Consider the following 17423-nt stretch of genomic DNA (forward strand, 5'->3'; position numbering starts at 1 on the left):
TTAATGTACACCTTTTGGTAGGGTAAGACTTTTTTTTCTATAAACAAAGAAAAAATTAGGGGCTGTGGAAAGGTCTGAGATTGCTTCATAAAAGCGTTTTATTGATATTGTATATTGTTATTTTTTTTGTTTTTAGAACTCATAATGGAATAAATAATATTATTTAGAATTGGGTGGAGAGAAGCTTATCAATATGGAAAAAGATATTTTTTTTATGCAACAAGCCTTCAAAGAAGCGCGTAAGGCATATGATCAGGATGAAGTTCCTGTGGGCTGTGTGATTGTCAAAGACGATAAGATCATTGCTCGTGCGCATAATTCAGTGGAGAAGCTTAAGGATGCTACAGCCCATGCTGAAATTTTATGTATAGGGTCTGCGGCCCAAGATTTAGATAATTGGCGTTTGTTGGATACCGTCCTTTACTGTACGTTAGAGCCGTGTTTGATGTGTGCGGGTGCGATTCAATTGGCTAGAATTCCTAGAATTGTCTGGGCAGCTCCAGACGTGCGTTTAGGAGCAGGAGGAAGTTGGGTCAATATCTTTACTGAAGAGCATCCTTTCCATACGGTTTCTTGTACTGGGGGCGTGTGTAGCGAGGAGGCAGAGCATCTAATGAAAAAATTTTTTGTAGAAAAGCGCAGAGAGAAAAGTGAAAAATAAAATTGTTACATTATTAGATCAGCTCTACGAGGATCAGGAGTCACGACTTCAGAAGTTAGGAGAGGAAATTGTTCCTAACCTCACTCCTGAAGATTTATTGCAACCTATGGATTTTCCTCAATTGGAAGGGAATCCGGCATTTCGTTTTGAAGAGGGTGTCTTATCAGGAATTGGTGAGGTGCGAGCTGCGATTTTAGCGGCGCTCTCTCAAGAGAACTAGAATCTCAAAGAAGTAGTATAGGGGTTGGGGATCTTTTCTTTTTTACAAAATAGGATAGCCAGAACGATCGCAAGCATCGATGCGAGGAGTAGAAGGAAGGCCCCTGAGAAAATAAGAATGCAACAGTAGAACCCTAAGACGAACAAGAATCCCCACTTTATTGAGACGGATAGGGGAGTGGGTCCTATGGTAAAGCGCTTTTCTGGATCTAAGAAGATCTGTACTGTCAAAACACCACAGATAATACTTTCCGGACCGAAGAAAGATTGGGAGCTGTGGATGAGAGCCATGAATCCCCAGAGAACAGCTCCTATAATGAGTGCCTGGCCTGAGATTACAACGAGAACACTGAAGGCTCCTAATTTGCGGATGAGGTGTTGGATAGCTTTATAGAAAAGAAAAAAATCCAAGACATTGCGCAAAAGAAGTCTTTGGGTGATTTCGAAGCTTTGATCTTTATTTAGGGATAGGGAATCTGCTGTGATTAGGGGGTAGGTGAGAAACTGCCAAAAATGGTGTTTCTGTATCCCTTTAACAGAGAGGGCTAGAATTTCGAGGAGCCCAGGAATTCCAAAAAATTTATTTATGATATAAGAGAAAAACGGGGCGATACACGAAGTAACTAATATAACTGAAGGAAGTTTTTTTAAAAGCTTGGATAGGTTGGGGAAGTTATTATGTTTATCGGGGAAAATCACCCTCATGGAGGCTTTACCTGCAATCTGACGGTCAGGCCCCCATAGTAGAGGATGAATTGTTTTATTAGAAGTCTATTGTCATAGTTTAGTCAGAGGGTGAGTTCGTTAGATTTGCCTTGATTGTTAGTTCCTTTAGGGTAGAGAGCATGGAGCTGGTGGCTTGTAGAATTTGCATGGATTCTATGGTTGTTGAGTTTACAGACTTTTGGTTTGCCTGTGCTCTTTGTTGTGCCGAGGAGAGCTCCTGTTGTATCATTTGACGATTTGCTGAGATCTGTTGGTTTGAGCTTTGGTAGGCTTGGATTTCATTTTGGTTCTTATATTCGTCATCGCTTCCATCTTTTTTCTGTAGATCGGGTACTTTAAGTAAGGGGAGGTTAATGAGCTCTTTCACTCTTTGCTGTTGGACTATTGTATTATCTTCTAGTACGGCTAAGATTGATTTGCCGTACTCTGTTGTGGATTCAGAGAGCCGAAGCATGACGGAGATGCAAAAGTAGAATGCAGACTGTTTGTTAATTGTGATGGAGTCAGAAATTACTTTTGTAGAATCAGGAATCACTTTATCGGCTTTAGTTGTTGTATTAGAGACGGGTTGTATCGACATGAGTTCCTCTATACTTAGATGTTAGCAATTAGGCTTACAATTTGAGAGAAGGTCTGGATAAGAGCCTGTCCTACCTGTAAGGATTGTTGGATGATGTTATTATTTGTGTTCAAGTTACTGGAGATTACCTGAGCCGCGTTTCCTAAACTGGAAATTTGGTTTTGGATAGCTTGCCGAGAAGCTCCTATCGCTTGGTTATCGGATTGGATGTTTTGTAGATAGCTAGAGGAGTTATCGTTCAGTTTATTTTTAGGAATACTGACGTATTGGTATAAGGCTTCTTGGTTATTTAGGTAGGTTTGAGCTGAAGAGTTTGCTTGGAGTTCTTGGGCAATGATGGAGAGGTTATCTTGAGCAACTAATACGGATTGATAGACGTAGTAAACAGTAACAATCAGAGGGTTTGAGTCTTTGGAGAATTTTGCAATGATATCGTCAGCAGTTGCTGTATTAGGTCCTCCTGTAATTGGAGTGCCAGGAACATTTATGGCTGCTTGTAGAGGTTTTTTTGCTGATAGAGGGTCTATGATCCACATATTCAACCTAACTGGTTTTCGATTTTAAAATGTTTACGGATGGTTTTAATTCCTTATCCTAGGGGTTTATTCAGTTGGTTTACGGTGCTTCCTATGGAGTTTGTTGTTTTGATAAATGAGGAGTCTTGTGAGGATTGCTGTTGGATGATGTTAATGTTTGTAGAGGCGTGTGAGAGGATAATTTGACCGTTTTGTCTTGTTGTTACGAGTTCGTCTTGGATATTAGATCTTTGTGCTGAGTAGTTTTGGTTCTGATTTTGTACTCTAGTGATCTCGTCTTCTTTTGCTCCAGCACTTACTATTGCATACTTGATTTGATTAGTTTCTTGGTTTAATTGTTGTTGAATATTAGTATTGTCGTTTAATTGTTGTGATTGAGTCAGAACTGTTTGTTGTCGAATTTCAATTGCTTGTAAAAGAAGCTCGTAAATGCTAAAAAGCACAGCACCTATTTTAGGTGTATTTAGAGGCTCAAGGGGAGGACGAGAACTGTTTATAGTATTAACTGTGGGAAGAGTCCCTAAGGTGGTTATAGACATAATAAAAAAATTCACTTTTGTTTAGTTTTATTCTAACAAGAAGAAAAACGTTTATTAAAATAAAATTTTTATGATTTTTCTTTATTAGTTGTTATTAAGTGTTTTGTTTTTTTTATAATTAATAAGAAATTTTGGCGGCCCAGAGAATGTTGGGTACTAGATTGGAGTAAGAAGAGCTTAATATGGGTCCTAATGGAGGCTTTTGTAGACTCCCTAGTTGTGGTATAAATCTTTAGCTGGAGAGGAGAAGGACGTGTCTGGGAATGAGTGCAATGACTATCCAGAAGTTTTTAAAGATGACGTAAGTGCTTACGTATTGGTAACTTGTGGTCAGATGTCTTCTGAAGGCAAAATCCAGGTGGAGATGACTTATGAAGGAGATCCAGCTGTGATCAGCTATTTATTAACAAAAGCACGAGACTCTTTAGATGAGTCTTAAACTATTCATTTATTGGGATGTTGAAACCGATGTACGTGCTTAGCAAACGTCTTTATCGATGGGTAAATCAACTAATTAAATTAGGGGATTTGGTAAAGAACTCACGATCATTTTCTGTGGAATGGGTTTTTATCAGCGCTCTGTTGTTGATTTTTGGATGTTTAGGCTGCGCATCTGTTGTTAAAGTTTCTTTAGTTCCCTTTCTATTACTATTTTCGTTTTTAGCGTTTCCTCTGATTTTATGTTTTCGTGGGAAGGGCTATGCTTTGCTTCTGGGGGTTTTTGTAACTCTTTATGTCGCTAAGTATGTTGTTGGAGAGACCTTATATGTCTCTTTTTGGTTATCTGGCTTAGGAGTCTCCTTTTTGCTTGCTTTTGGGCTTTTCCTCCAAGGAGTGTGGCTTGCTCAAGAAGAAGAGATGGTAAAGGGGAAGGAGCAACTCAGGCTTTCTGAGGATTTGGATGCACAACGTAGTGCTTATGAAGATTTGCTGCTGACAAAGAGTCAGGAGAAGGAGTTTTTAGATGCTCGTGCTCAGGGTTTAGATCGGGAACTTACTGAGTGTCAGGAGCTTTTGAAAGCGGCTTATCAGAAACAAGAGTATTTAACTATAGATTTGAAAATTCTAGCGGACCAAAAGAACAGTTGGTTAGAGGATTACGCGGAACTCCATAATAAGTATATCGAGTTGGTTTCCAAGAATGGGGATGTTGTATTTCCTTGGGTAGCAGAGCCTTCAGTAGGTGAAAGTCAGGGCTCAGAGAGGGTGGATGTTTCTAGATGGGTATCGGCTTTACAGGAGAAGGAAGAGAGTTTAGAGCGTCTACGAAATGAGATTTTAGTAGAGAAGCAGCGTTGTTCTGATTATGAACACCGTTGTCAAGAGTTGGGCCTTTTGTTGCAAAATTTCACTGCTCTTGAAAGGAGATGTGAGGAGCTTCAAAACCTTTTAAATCAGAAAGAAACGCAGATAAATGAGCTCCACCAATTGGTCTGTAAATCTGAAGAGAAGGTCTCTGTGGAACCTTCTGCACATGCTGAAACGAGTTGTGTGGAAGAAAAACAGTATAAAGGGTTGTATTCTCAGCTTCAGGAGCAGTTTCTAGAAAAGAGTGAGACTCTTTCTTTAGTAAGAAAGAAGCTTTTTGCGGTTCAGGAGAAGTATTTGACTTTGAAGAAGAAGGAAGAACTCACAAAGCAAGACATATCTTTTGATGATATCTCTATGATTCAAGGGCTCTTAGAGCGCATAGAGATTTTGGAAGAAGAAGTCAGTCATTTAGAAGAGTTAGTATCTCGTAGCCTGTCTCTGTAATTGCTATAGTGTGTTCCCATTGTGCGCTGGGTTGATTATCGCATGTGCGTGCTTCCCATTGATTTTTGGGGTCTACAACGCCTTCTTTTTTTCCTACATTAATCATAGGCTCTATAGTGAAGATCATCCCTGGTGCTAGAGGAATCATGGAGCGGTTTCTATAATGTGGCACGTAGGGGTTTTCGTGAAACTCAATTCCAACGCCATGTCCTACAAATTGGTCTACTACAGAAAATCCATAGGTGTCTGCACGTGCTTCTATAGCTTCTCCAATTTCACAGAGGGGAATACCAGGTTTTAAAATGGCTATAGAATCGTTAAGACATTCCAAAGCTGCTTGGCATATCTTCTTTTTAATTTCTGGCACCTCTCCGATCATGACCATGCGGCTACAGTCTCCATAGTAGCCATCCACAATGCAGGACACATCTATATTCATGATATCACCGTCTTTTAGTGGGATATCGTTAGGAATCCCGTGACAGATCACTTCGTTTAATGATGTGCAGATTGTTTTTGGAAATGGTGGTGAGCCGTAATGGAATGGAGCGGCAATCGCGTCATATTTCTTATGGAGCTCTTGGGAGAGCTCATCCAACTCATTTGTAGTGACGCCCTTTTGAGATGCTTTGCATAGCTCATCTAGAATTCTTGCTGTAATTTGGCAGGCGTTATAGATTTTTGCTTTCTGTTCTGGGGTTTTGAGTAGGATATTATATTGCGAGGCGTAGTGTTGTTTTAAGGCTTCTGGAGACATTTTTGGGGGTTGAGGGTAGTGGCACTGTTTCCATTTACGTCCACTGCCGCACCAGCAAGGGTCGTTTCTTTTCATAAGGATCACCCGATGTAAAAGCCTATATTAAACGCTATTGAGATCCCTTTCAACATAAGGTTTACCGACATAAGTAGTAAAGCAATACCGAAGAGTCTCTCGAGTGCGAGGAGTCCGAAATTTCCAAAAAGGCGGTCAAAGAAGCTAGAGCATAGCAGAGTAAATAAAGAAAATGCCCAGGCGATAATCATAGCAGTAAAAATAATTTCCCTAGAGTAGATTCCCTCTTCCATGTAGCTAAGGAGTGCTGTAATCACAGCAGGGCCTGTGATTACTGGGAAAGCTAAGGGGAAAAATATAGGTTCTGTTTTGGAAGTATCATCTTTAGCTTTTTCTGGCATGGGTGCCAGCATCATTTTTATAGAGACTGTAAAGAGGAGAAAGCCGCCTATGATCTGAAAAGCGTAGAGAGAAATATCCAAGAATTGGAAGAAGCTTCTTCCAAAAGTAACGAAGAGGATGAGGGCTCCGAGAGCAAAAAGGCATTCTCTTAGGATCACCCGTTGTTGTTTCTTTCTAGAAAAGTTTTTGAGCAAAGCAACAAAGACAGGAATGGAGCCTGGAGAATCGAACAGGACATAAAATAGTAGGCTAAGATTGAGTAAGATGAGCATAACTTATTCTATAAAAATGCTTGTTGTAATCCTGAGACTAGGAGTTGGGTACCCACAATTGTTACAAAAAGTCCTAAAACGGTTTGTGTAGCTAGGAGTACTTTGTTCCCTTTGCAGAAGATCTGAAGAGAAAAGGTGGCTAGGGTAATGAGTAGCCAGCTGAGAATTAGGATTTGGAAATTGATCAGAGTATTGTGATTTCTCGCTATGAGTGTACAGCAAGCTGCTAACCAGAGGGTCCAAACATTAAAGGGAGAGCTATTGGAGAAATGCACGGAGAATATGAGGGGGACATATTGAATTTATAAGGGATCCAGGATTCTTCTTTTCCCAATCGCAAAACAGCTCGGACTCCTGCTAGTGTTACCGCAATTCCTCCGACAACTTCTATAGCGCATACGGGGGTATTCAATACTTTCAGGCCTCCGAGAGCGAGTCCGTAAAGAGCAAACATAGCGATGAATGCGAAGAAGCTTTCTCTCAGTAGAACAAGCATTCGCTGTTTTACTGAATAATTCGCGAGGAGATGGTGTAGCGCTAGGATATTAGTTAAAGAGTCTGAGGCTAGCAGCAGAATGCATGTTTGGGGCAAGAAAAAAGAAAACTGTATCATGGGGTAATTTTTTAACCTCATTTCCTATTATTTTCAAGGGAATCCTCTAGAGGATACTTCGGAATTGGGAGAGTTTATCGAGGTTTGTATAAATTTTATTTATAGGTAATATTTTTTAGAACAGGGTGTGAGTTACACACTCTGTTCTTCTGGTAGTGACGGATTGTAGAGGTCGTTTAGAGAAAACTTCGCGACTTCTGAAGCAAGTTCGGGATACTGTTTAATGATTGTTTCGAGGAGTTTGTCTACAAGGTCTTTGCTTAAGGGATCTTGGGACTGAGCTAGGAGGGGGAAAGTTTCCTCCCATTGGAGATACTCCTGATAGAGATTTTTAGGTATGCTTTTAGTTTCTTTAGCGTAGAGTTTAAAAGCATCTTCGGGGTGGTCTTTTGAGAATATGATGCTTTCTTGAAGAGCTTTTTGGAAAGCTTCAACAATTTCGGGTTCGCTAGCTTTCGTTCCCTTTTTAGTAAAGACAATCAACTGGGGGCCTGTGGGAAGATCACAGGTATCGGAGAGAAAGCATTTCACGGGCATGCCTAAAGTTTGTAATTTTACTCCTTCAATATTGTAGAAAGCGCCGTAGAGGAAATCAATTTTGTTTAATAACATCGGAGAGATGAGATCAGAACTTACATTTTTGACTTCAGAGGGAACCACACCGTTACGATTTAAGGTTTCAAGTAGACGATTTAGATCTCTGGAGTTGTTTAAGCAGAAACCTAAGACTTTGCCATTTAGGTCTTCAAATTTGTAGATGGGGTCCTGACTTCTGTAGAGAAATCCTTGCAGGGAACTGTCTATCAATCTCCCTACGATTTGTATTGGCATGCCTTTTATGGAGGTCTTCATGATGCCGAGAGCATGGTAAAGGGCCATATCTACTTGTTCAAATAGAACGTGGGGAACAGCAGAACTTGAGTCTGTATTTTTTTGAAGTTGTAGATCCAAACCGTGTTGTTTGAAGTATCCTTTGGCTACTCCTGCATAGAGGGGAATATGGTTAGGATTGGGGGTCCAATCGAGTAAAAGTGTTAGTGAAGTAAGATTTTTTTTGTCAGGAGGAGATTTAGAGTTTCCTTTCCAGGGAATAAGCATTATAGGAATTAAGGCGAGTACGGATAAAGCTTTTTTAGCTACGGATTTGTGCTTAAGGCTCATCCGTTTTACTCGGAATAGTGAAAAAATCAATTTTTCAATTAACAAGGTGATTTGGAAGAGGCTGAGGGTGAGAATTGAGAGAGTCGCGAGTCCTGCGAATGCTAATTCCATTTCATAATTTCTGCGGCTTTCGAGCATAAGGATGCCGAGACCCGATTGGGAGGCTACCCATTCTCCTGCAATGGCAGCAAATCCTGCAGATCCTATAGCAATTTTTAATCCCGAGAATATGTGGGGGAGAGCGTGGGGAATCCGGAGTTTGATCAGGAGTTGGAATTTTGTAGCTCCGCAAAGGACGAATTGCTCTATAAGTTCTTCTGGTGTTGATAAGATGCCCTGATAGATAGTCAGGGTGAGCGGAAAGAATATGGTGAGTGCTGTAGGGACGATTACAGCACCGATTCCCCAGCCAAACCAAAGTACAATCAGTGGAGCCAGAGCAAACATAGGAGTGCACTGTAGCAGGATGAAAAGAGGTTGTAGGAGATCTTTAGCTGATTTATAAGACAACATAATTGTTGCTAGAACAATGGAGAGAGTAATCGCAAGGAAGAACCCTCCTAGAATCGCTTTTAAGGTGTGCCAAGCAGATGTTAACAAGAGTGGAAGGGATTGGAGAGTACTAGAGGCAATGCTCGAGGGGGGAGGGCAGAAAAAGGAAAACGTGGGTCGGTGGCGTGACGTCATCTCCCAAAGAAATAGCAGGGAAAAAACGATAACAAAGTAGAAAATAAATTTTTTTTTCATTTTTGAAGTAATTAACGAGAAAATAGCCTAAATCATAGGGGAAATATAGATATGCGACAAGAAAAGGATAGTTTAGGAATCGTAGAAGTTCCTGAGGATAAGTTATATGGAGCTCAAACTATGCGTTCTAGGAATTTTTTTTCTTGGGGACCTGAGTTGATGCCTTATGAGGTAATACGAGCTCTCGTATGGATTAAAAAATGTGCTGCTCAGGCGAATCAAGATTTAGGATTTTTGGATTCCAAGCATTGCGATATGATTGTTGCTGCTGCCGATGAGATTTTAGAGGGAGGTTTTGAAGAGCATTTCCCTTTAAAAGTTTGGCAGACAGGGAGCGGCACACAATCTAATATGAATGTGAATGAGGTGATTGCGAATCTTGCCATTCGTCATCACGGAGGGGTGTTAGGCAGTAAGGATCCTATCCATCCTAATGATCATGTGAATAAGTCCCAATCGTCCAATGATGTTTTCCCTACAGCAATGCATATCGCTGCTGTGATTAGTTTAAAAAATAAGTTAATTCCAGCTTTAGATCATATGATTCGGGTGTTAGATGCTAAAGTGGAAGAATTTCGTCATGATGTAAAGATAGGACGGACCCATCTTATGGATGCGGTGCCTATGACGTTGGGTCAGGAATTTTCTGGTTATAGCAGTCAATTGCGTCACTGCTTAGAGAGTATAGCATTTTCTTTAGCTCATTTATATGAACTTGCGATTGGAGCTACTGCTGTAGGGACTGGGTTGAATGTTCCTGAAGGGTTCGTGGAAAAGATCATCCATTATTTAAGGAAGGAAACAGATGAACCGTTTATTCCAGCTTCCAATTATTTTTCAGCACTGTCTTGTCACGATGCTTTAGTAGATGCCCATGGGTCTTTAGCAACTTTAGCATGTGCTTTAACTAAGATAGCTACGGATTTGAGCTTTTTAGGTTCAGGACCCAGGTGTGGGTTGGGTGAGTTATTTTTCCCTGAAAATGAACCAGGATCTTCTATCATGCCTGGTAAAGTCAATCCTACGCAGTGTGAAGCTCTCCAAATGGTTTGTGCTCAAGTTCTTGGGAATAATCAAACAGTGATTATTGGAGGAAGTCGAGGAAATTTTGAGCTTAATGTGATGAAGCCTGTGATCATCTATAATTTCCTGCAGTCTGTGGATCTCCTTTCTGAGGGGATGAGGGCTTTCTCTGAATTCTTTGTGAAAGGATTAAAAGTAAATAAAGCTCGTTTACAAGATAATATCAATAATTCTTTGATGTTGGTTACAGCTTTAGCTCCTGTATTAGGTTACGACAAGTGTTCGAAAGCAGCACTGAAAGCATTTCATGAATCTATATCTTTGAAGGAGGCGTGTCTAGCTTTGGGATATCTTTCTGAGAAGGAATTTGATCGTTTAGTGGTTCCTGAGAATATGGTGGGAAACCATTAGAATTTTTTAAAGAGAGCGAACGCTGAGTGTATTGTAAAGTACCGTAGCGTACGTTTTCTCTTCCCTTGTTATGAAAATCTTTAAGGTTGCTTTTCTAGGATTTAGACTAAATGACGAGTTGAAGTTTTGCTCTCTAGATTTGTTAGAGCTTGGGCAAATAGGAGAGCACTTTTAATATTTGAGAAGATATGGTCCACCCCAATCAGTTCATCTAGATGATAACGTTTCAGGTCAGCAAGGGGAGTTTTCTTAACTCCAGCGAGGAGAAGTAGGGTCCCTTGACGATCACATTCCAAGAAAAATTCTTCGAGAGCATGCATAGCTGAGGCATCTATTGTGGGGACTCGCGTCATGCATAGAATAAAGATTTTAGGGGGTTTTTCTATATCATTAAGAAGATTCTTTAATCTATCTGCAATTCCGAAGAAGAAAGGACCATTAATTTCGTAGATCTCTGTGTTTTGAGGAACTTCAGCTTTGCTTAAAAAGTCTGAATCCTTATCGAAGTATTTGGCTGTGGAGATCACATCGGAAAGATCACTCATTTGTTTCATAAATAAGAATGCCGCTAGCATCATTCCTACTTGTACAGCTGCTGTAATCGTTGTCATTACCGTGAGGATGAAGACAGTGAGGAGAACCACAATATCTTTTTTAGGAGCGGTAAAGAGATGGATAAAGTGGTGGATTTCGCTCATATTCCATGCAATCAAAATCAAAACGGCAGCGAGGCAGGTGAGAGGAATTTTGACAGTGAGTGGGGCCAGAAGAAGTAAAATAAAGCAAATAAAGATGGAGTGAACGATTCCTGCTATGGGAGTTGTTGCTTCAGACTTGATGCTGGCTGCTGTGCGAGATAGCGACCCTGTGACGGGGATTCCTGAAAATAATGAGGTTCCGATGTTTGCTACCCCTTGGGCGACAAGCTGACAGTTGGATTGGTGACGCCATCCTGTCATTCCGTCCGCGACCACGGCAGATAGTAAAGTCTCCAATCCCGATAAGACTGCAATGGTCAGAGCGTCTGGCATCAGTTGAAGAATTTTGGTGATGCTCAGTTGTGGGATTTTAGGTAAAGGAATCGCGGTAGGTAGAGTTCCGTAACGACTGCCGATGGTAGGAATATCGATTTTAAGTAACCAAACGAGGGTGGTCGCCGTTACAATTGCAATCATGACTCCAGGATAGCGAGGCTTGTAGTTTCGGAAGTAGATCATGATCAATAGGGTAAAGAGACCCACCGCGAAGGACTTACTGTCCCAAGTCCATAAATGATCCCAGTAAGCTATCCATTTAGGGAGGAAATCTGCAGGAATATTAGCTCCCATTTGCAGACCCAGGAAATCTTTAATTTGCGAGGAGAATATAATGATCGCAAGTCCTGTGGTGAGTCCTGTGACAACGGGATAGGGCATGTATTTAATGAACGTGCCTAAGCCAGTGAGTCCGAAGGCGATAAGAAAGACGCCGGCCAGCAATGTGACGGTAAAAAGCGCCTCAGCCCCGTATTTTGCAGATAAGCAGTATAAAATAGAAATAAAGGCACTGGATGGCCCTGAAATCAGAACGTTACTTCCTCCCATAGCCGAAGCGAGAAGGCCTCCGATAATAGAAGCTAACAGTCCCTGAATTGGGGAGACTCCGACACCAATGGCTATGGCAATAGCAAAAGGAAAGGCTAGGATTCCTACAGTAATTCCTGCTTGGAAATCCTTTTTAAAAGTATTAAACGAATAGCCTTCTTTGATACTTGTGTAGAGTTTAGGGATGAAGTTTTTAAATGCCCAAGGGACTTTCACGATGCAATAACCTAAAGTAGAAGCCAGTGCTTACCATTTTTTCGATTCCTTTGAATCTTTGTCAAATGGTTCGTGCAATTTTTTAATCTTTTTTCTTCATATTCTCTGTCTAGGGATCCGTAAAAGAATAATTACAAAAATTTTTCCTTCTTTACCTCTGTAAGAGTTAGGAGTAAAGTAGATCACGAAATCATTTTAGAGGTGACCATGCTGAAACTACAATTGTGTGCGCTATTTTTATTCGGATATCTCGCAATTGTCTTTGAACATATTGTTAGAGTGAATAAATCTGCAATTGCCTTAGCTATGGGAGGACTGATGTGGTTAGTATGCTTCTCCCACATTCCCATGGCGGATCATATGATTTTAGTCGAAGAAATTGCGGACATGTCCCAAGTCATCTTCTTCTTGTTCTCAGCAATGGCTATTGTCGAGCTTATTGATGCGCATAAAGGATTTTCTGTGATCGTTAAGTTCTGTCGTATTCAGTCGCGAACCCTGCTTCTCTGGGCTCTTATCGGGCTTTCTTTCTTCTTATCCGCGGCCTTAGACAATCTTACATCTATCATTATCATTATCTCGATTTTGAAGCGTTTAGTGAAGGCTAGGGAAGATCGCTTGTTATTAGGAGCTATTTGTGTCATTGCAGTAAATGCAGGTGGTGCATGGACTCCTCTAGGTGATGTAACTACAACAATGTTATGGATTAACAACAAGATTACTTCTTGGGGCATTATACGTGCTTTATTTGTGCCGAGTTTGGTCTGTGTGTTGGTCGCTGGTTTTTGTGGTCAATTTTTCCTTCGTAAACGAGGGAGTACTCTCATTGCCAAGGATGTAGAGTTACAATCTGCGCCTCCTAAGAGTCTTTGGATTATTTTTATAGGTTTAGGTTCCTTACTCATGGTTCCTGTGTGGAAGGCATGTTTAGGATTGCCTCCTTTTATGGGAGCGTTGTTAGGTTTAGGTCTTGTCTGGTTAACCAGTGACTGGATTCACTCTCCTCATGGTGAGGATCGTTACCATTTGCGAGTTCCTCATATTTTGACTAAAATCGATATCTCTTCGATTACGTTCTTTATTGGAATTTTGCTTGCTGTTAACGCGCTATCTTTTGCCAATTTGCTTACAGATTTTTCTCTATGGATGGATAAGATCTTTTCTAGGAACGTGGTTGCAATCGTTATCGGATTGCTCTCTAGCGTATTAGATAACGTACCTTTAGTAGCTGCTACCATGGGGATGTACACTCTTCCTCTTGATGATACTTTGTGGAAATTGATTGCTTATGCTGCAGGAACGGGAGGAAGCATTCTGATCATTGGTTCTGCAGCTGGTGTTGCCTTTATGGGGCTCGAGAAAGTAGACTTTTTATGGTACTTCAAAAGGATTTCTTGGATTGCTTTAGCCAGTTATTTCGGCGGATTGTTTTCTTATTTTGTTTTAGAGAGCCTCAATTTTTTCATTTAATTTTTTATAGGGAAACAACAGAGACTGTGCGTTCGGTTTTTCTATGATTTTGTGTATTTTTTCAGATAATGTTTTTAAAAAAATGTTTTAAAACCCTAAAATCCTACCTCCTTGTAACCATTCTCGGTAGAAAAGAGAGGTATTTATGAAAAAAGGGAAATTAGGAGCCATAGTTTTTGGCCTTCTATTTACAAGTAGTGTTGCTGGTTTTTCTAAGGATTTGACTAAAGACAACGCTTATCAAGATTTAAATGTCATAGAGCATTTAATATCGTTAAAATATGCTCCTTTACCATGGAAGGAACTATTATTTGGTTGGGATTTATCTCAGCAAACACAGCAAGCTCGCTTGCAACTGGTCTTAGAAGAAAAACCAACAACCAACTACTGCCAGAAGGTACTCTCTAACTACGTGAGATCATTAAACGATTATCATGCAGGGATTACGTTTTATCGTACTGAAAGTGCGTATATCCCTTACGTATTGAAGTTAAGTGAAGATGGTCATGTCTTTGTAGTCGACGTACAGACTAGCCAAGGGGATATTTACTTAGGGGATGAAATCCTTGAAGTAGATGGAATGGGGATTCGTGAGGCTATCGAAAGCCTTCGCTTTGGACGAGGGAGTGCCACAGACTATTCTGCTGCAGTTCGTTCCTTGACATCGCGTTCCGCCGCTTTTGGAGATGCGGTTCCTTCAGGAATTGCCATGTTGAAACTTCGCCGACCCAGTGGTTTGATCCGTTCGACACCGGTCCGTTGGCGTTATACTCCAGAGCATATCGGAGATTTTTCTTTAGTTGCTCCTTTGATTCCTGAACATAAACCTCAATTACCTACACAAAGTTGTGTGCTATTCCGTTCCGGGGTAAATTCACAGTCTTCTAGTAGCTCTTTATTCAGTTCCTACATGGTGCCTTATTTCTGGGAAGAATTGCGGGTTCAAAATAAGCAGCGTTTTGACAGTAATCACCATATAGGGAGCCGTAATGGATTTTTACCTACGTTTGGTCCTATTCTTTGGGAACAAGACAAGGGGCCCTATCGTTCCTATATCTTTAAAGCAAAAGATTCTCAGGGCAATCCCCATCGCATAGGATTTTTAAGAATTTCTTCTTATGTTTGGACTGATTTAGAAGGACTTGAAGAGGATCATAAGGATAGTCCTTGGGAGCTCTTTGGAGAGATCATCGATCATTTGGAAAAAGAGACTGATGCTTTGATTATTGATCAGACCCATAATCCTGGAGGCAGTGTTTTCTATCTCTATTCGTTACTATCTATGTTAACAGATCATCCTTTAGATACTCCTAAACATAGAATGATTTTCACTCAGGATGAAGTCAGCTCGGCTTTGCACTGGCAAGATCTACTAGAAGATGTCTTCACAGATGAGCAGGCAGTTGCCGTGCTAGGGGAAACTATGGAAGGATATTGCATGGATATGCATGCTGTAGCCTCTCTTCAAAACTTCTCTCAGAGTGTCCTTTCTTCCTGGGTTTCAGGTGATATTAACCTTTCAAAACCTATGCCTTTGCTAGGATTTGCACAGGTTCGACCTCATCCTAAACATCAATATACTAAACCTTTGTTTATGTTGATAGACGAGGATGACTTCTCTTGTGGAGATTTAGCGCCTGCAATTTTGAAGGATAATGGCCGCGCTACTCTCATTGGAAAGCCAACAGCAGGAGCTGGAGGTTTTGTATTCCAAGTCACTTTCCCTAACCGTTCTGGAATTAAAGGTCTTTCTTTAACAGGATCTTTAGCTGTTAGGAAAGATGGTGAGTTTATTGAAAACTTAGGAGTGGCTCCTCATATTGATTTAGGATTTACCTCCAGGGATTTGCAAACTTCCAGGTTTACTGATTACGTTGAGGCAGTGAAAACTATAGTTTTAACTTCTTTGTCTGAGAACGCTAAGAAGAGTGAAGAGCAGACTTCTCCGCAAGAGACGCCTGAAGTTATTCGAGTCTCTTATCCCACAACGACTTCTGCTTCGTAAACGGGACGTAATAGAATAATTTTTATTATTGCTTTAATATGCGCGCTTCCAATATAAGCATTGTGAAGCGCGTTTCATATGTCTTTTATCTTTAGGTAATTATTATGAGAAAACTTATTTTATGCAATCCTAGAGGATTTTGCTCTGGAGTTGTGCGCGCTATTCAAGTTGTAGAGGTTGCTTTAGAAAAGTGGGGAGCTCCTATCTATGTAAAACATGAGATTGTTCACAATCGCCATGTTGTTAATGCTTTACGAGCCAAGGGAGCGATCTTTGTTGAAGAACTTGTTGATGTTCCTGAAGGTGAGAGAGTCATTTATTCAGCTCATGGAATTCCTCCTTCAGTTAGAGCTGAAGCAAAAGCCCGTAAGCTTATTGATATTGATGCTACCTGTGGTTTGGTTACTAAGGTGCATTCTGCTGCGAAGTTATACGCAAGTAAAGGATACAAAATCATACTGATCGGCCATAAGAAGCACGTTGAGGTGATTGGTATTGTTGGAGAAGTTCCTGAACACATTACTGTTGTCGAGAAGGTTGCTGACGTCGAGGCCTTACCTTTTAGTTCTGATACACCTTTATTTTATATTACTCAAACGACGTTGAGTTTGGATGATGTTCAGGAGATCTCATCGGCTTTGCTAAAGCGATATCCCTCTATCATTACTCTGCCTAGTTCTTCGATTTGTTATGCAACCACGAACCGTCAAAAAGCATTGCGTTCTGTTTTATCTCGCGTGAATTACGTCTATGTGGTTGGAGATGTCAACAGCTCGAATTCCAATCGTCTTCGCGAAGTGGCTTTGAGAAGGGGAGTTCCCGCTGATTTGATCAACAATCCCGAGGATATTGATACGAACATCGTAAATCATTCTGGAGATATAGCAATGACTGCAGGAGCCTCAACTCCCGAAGACGTAGTTCAAGCTTGCATTCGAAAGCTATCATCACTTATCCCTGGTTTACAAGTGGAAAATGATATATTTGCTGTAGAGGATGTCGTATTTCAATTACCAAAAGAACTCCGTTGTTCTTAGGTCTTTAGGCTTACTTGCCAAGTTTTTCTCGAGATTGCTTTATAGAGTCTTCTTCTCGTTCAGAGAGGGTATTTACCTTTTTAGTTCTCTGTATTTGAAATATCCTAGATTATTTTTTTATGATCTTGGTAAGTATGTCTATTCTTTAAGGCATTGCCCTTATGCAAAGCTCGGTCGCTTGCCAGGAGCCTCTTTATTGAAAGAAGGAAACGTCTACGGAGAGACTCCATGGTCTGTTCTTGCAAAGATCTGTCAGGCTTTTGATATTACTTCTCAAGACGTTCTCTATGATTTGGGATGCGGCCTAGGAAAGGTATGTTTTTGGTTCTCTCATGTTGTGCGGTGCCAAGTTATAGGGATTGATAATCAACCCCACTTCATTCGTTTTTCTTCAAACATGCACCGCAAGCTCTCTTCAGGATTCGCGTTATTCGATACTGAAGAGTTTAAGAACGTAGTTCTCTCACAAGCTTCTTATGTCTATTTTTATGGTTCTTCGTTTTCACGACGCCTGTTAAATGAGATCATTCTTAAATTATCGGAGATGGCTCCAGGAAGTGTAGTCATTAGTATTTCCTTCCCTTTAGACTCTTTCTCAAGGGGGAAGGAATGTTTCTTTACTGAAAAGAGCTGCTCGGTGCGCTTCCCTTGGGGAAAGACAATAGCATATAAAAATATTCGAAAAGGCTCTTAAT

17 protein-coding genes and 1 pseudogene are annotated in these 17423 nt (G+C 40.7%); 9 read left to right on the forward strand and 9 right to left on the reverse strand.

Features of this window, described 5'->3' with window-relative positions:
- Positions 1–187 precede the first annotated feature (187 nt).
- Together CPB_RS05175 and CPB_RS05180 are read left to right on the forward strand one after the other, a co-directional pair.
- Complete coding sequence (locus tag CPB_RS05175; protein ID WP_041466983.1) at positions 188–661, forward strand: nucleoside deaminase; 474 nt, start codon at positions 188–190, stop codon at positions 659–661.
- Positions 651–881, forward strand: coding sequence for a hypothetical protein (locus tag CPB_RS05180; RefSeq protein WP_010883635.1), 231 nt, complete (start codon positions 651–653; stop codon positions 879–881). The genes CPB_RS05175 and CPB_RS05180 overlap by 11 nt, the downstream gene beginning before the upstream one ends.
- On the opposite strand, the gene CPB_RS05185 is transcribed toward CPB_RS05180, so the two are convergent.
- The 4 genes from CPB_RS05185 to CPB_RS05200 form a co-directional block, all read right to left on the reverse strand.
- Positions 878–1585, reverse strand: coding sequence for a hypothetical protein (locus CPB_RS05185; RefSeq protein WP_010883636.1), 708 nt, complete (start codon positions 1583–1585; stop codon positions 878–880). The genes CPB_RS05180 and CPB_RS05185 overlap by 4 nt on opposite strands.
- Before the next feature lie 79 nt (positions 1586–1664).
- Positions 1665–2186 carry a CT847 family type III secretion system effector gene (locus CPB_RS05190; RefSeq protein WP_010883637.1) on the reverse strand — a complete coding sequence of 174 codons (522 nt, stop codon included), beginning with the start codon at positions 2184–2186 and terminating at the stop codon, positions 1665–1667.
- Positions 2187–2200: 14 nt separating this feature from the next.
- Positions 2201–2722, reverse strand: a complete 522-nt coding sequence (locus CPB_RS05195) for a DUF720 domain-containing protein (RefSeq protein WP_010883638.1) — start codon at positions 2720–2722, stop codon at positions 2201–2203.
- Between the two features lie 53 nt (positions 2723–2775).
- On the reverse strand, positions 2776–3261 hold the full coding sequence (locus tag CPB_RS05200; protein WP_010883639.1) for a DUF720 domain-containing protein: 486 nt from the start codon (positions 3259–3261) through the stop codon (positions 2776–2778).
- 253 nt (positions 3262–3514) lie between these two features.
- Between CPB_RS05200 and CPB_RS05205 the strand changes: the two genes are divergently transcribed.
- Together CPB_RS05205 and CPB_RS05210 are read left to right on the forward strand one after the other, a co-directional pair.
- A complete protein-coding gene (locus CPB_RS05205) occupies positions 3515–3700 on the forward strand; it encodes a hypothetical protein (RefSeq protein ID WP_010892199.1) in 186 nt (61 codons plus the stop codon).
- Between the two features lie 17 nt (positions 3701–3717).
- The gene (locus tag CPB_RS05210) at positions 3718–5016 is read left to right on the forward strand and encodes a hypothetical protein (RefSeq protein ID WP_010883641.1); all 1299 of its coding nucleotides are present in this window, start codon (positions 3718–3720) and stop codon (positions 5014–5016) included.
- Here the strand turns inward: CPB_RS05210 and CPB_RS05215 are convergent.
- The 4 genes and pseudogenes from CPB_RS05215 to CPB_RS05230 all read right to left on the reverse strand — a co-directional run bounded on the left by CPB_RS05215 (position 4973) and on the right by CPB_RS05230 (position 8983).
- Positions 4973–5848 carry a methionyl aminopeptidase gene (locus CPB_RS05215; protein WP_010883642.1) on the reverse strand — a complete coding sequence of 292 codons (876 nt, stop codon included), beginning with the start codon at positions 5846–5848 and terminating at the stop codon, positions 4973–4975. The genes CPB_RS05210 and CPB_RS05215 overlap by 44 nt on opposite strands.
- A gap of 5 nt (positions 5849–5853) precedes the next feature.
- Positions 5854–6462 (reverse strand): MarC family protein, encoded by a 609-nt coding sequence (locus CPB_RS05220; RefSeq protein ID WP_010883643.1) that lies wholly within the window; start codon positions 6460–6462, stop codon positions 5854–5856.
- A gap of 8 nt (positions 6463–6470) precedes the next feature.
- Positions 6471–7075: pseudogene (locus CPB_RS05225) on the reverse strand (MarC family protein).
- Positions 7076–7207: 132 nt separating this feature from the next.
- Positions 7208–8983 carry an ABC transporter substrate-binding protein gene (locus tag CPB_RS05230; RefSeq protein WP_011126277.1) on the reverse strand — a complete coding sequence of 592 codons (1776 nt, stop codon included), beginning with the start codon at positions 8981–8983 and terminating at the stop codon, positions 7208–7210.
- Between the two features lie 51 nt (positions 8984–9034).
- Here CPB_RS05230 and fumC point away from each other — a divergent pair, with 51 nt between their 5' ends.
- Positions 9035–10417 (forward strand): class II fumarate hydratase, encoded by a 1383-nt coding sequence (fumC, locus tag CPB_RS05235; RefSeq protein WP_010883646.1) that lies wholly within the window; start codon positions 9035–9037, stop codon positions 10415–10417.
- A 101-nt stretch (positions 10418–10518) separates the two neighbouring features.
- Here fumC and CPB_RS05240 read toward each other — a convergent pair whose 3' ends face one another.
- Positions 10519–12219, reverse strand: a complete 1701-nt coding sequence (locus CPB_RS05240) for a solute carrier family 26 protein (RefSeq protein ID WP_165438711.1) — start codon at positions 12217–12219, stop codon at positions 10519–10521.
- A gap of 204 nt (positions 12220–12423) precedes the next feature.
- Here CPB_RS05240 and CPB_RS05245 point away from each other — a divergent pair, with 204 nt between their 5' ends.
- From CPB_RS05245 to CPB_RS05260, 4 genes are all read left to right on the forward strand, one after another.
- On the forward strand, positions 12424–13686 hold the full coding sequence (locus CPB_RS05245; RefSeq protein ID WP_010883648.1) for an NhaD family Na+:H+ antiporter: 1263 nt from the start codon (positions 12424–12426) through the stop codon (positions 13684–13686).
- A 145-nt stretch (positions 13687–13831) separates the two neighbouring features.
- Positions 13832–15691, forward strand: a complete 1860-nt coding sequence (locus CPB_RS05250; RefSeq protein ID WP_010883649.1) for a protease-like activity factor CPAF — start codon at positions 13832–13834, stop codon at positions 15689–15691.
- Positions 15692–15795: 104 nt separating this feature from the next.
- Complete coding sequence (ispH, locus tag CPB_RS05255) at positions 15796–16728, forward strand: 4-hydroxy-3-methylbut-2-enyl diphosphate reductase (protein ID WP_010883650.1); 933 nt, start codon at positions 15796–15798, stop codon at positions 16726–16728.
- Complete coding sequence (locus tag CPB_RS05260; RefSeq protein WP_011126278.1) at positions 16688–17422, forward strand: class I SAM-dependent methyltransferase; 735 nt, start codon at positions 16688–16690, stop codon at positions 17420–17422. The genes ispH and CPB_RS05260 overlap by 41 nt, the downstream gene beginning before the upstream one ends.
- Position 17423 lies beyond the last annotated feature (1 nt).

Origin of the sequence: Chlamydia pneumoniae TW-183, from assembly GCF_000007205.1 — a bacterium.
Classification (GTDB): domain Bacteria; phylum Chlamydiota; class Chlamydiia; order Chlamydiales; family Chlamydiaceae; genus Chlamydia; species Chlamydia pneumoniae.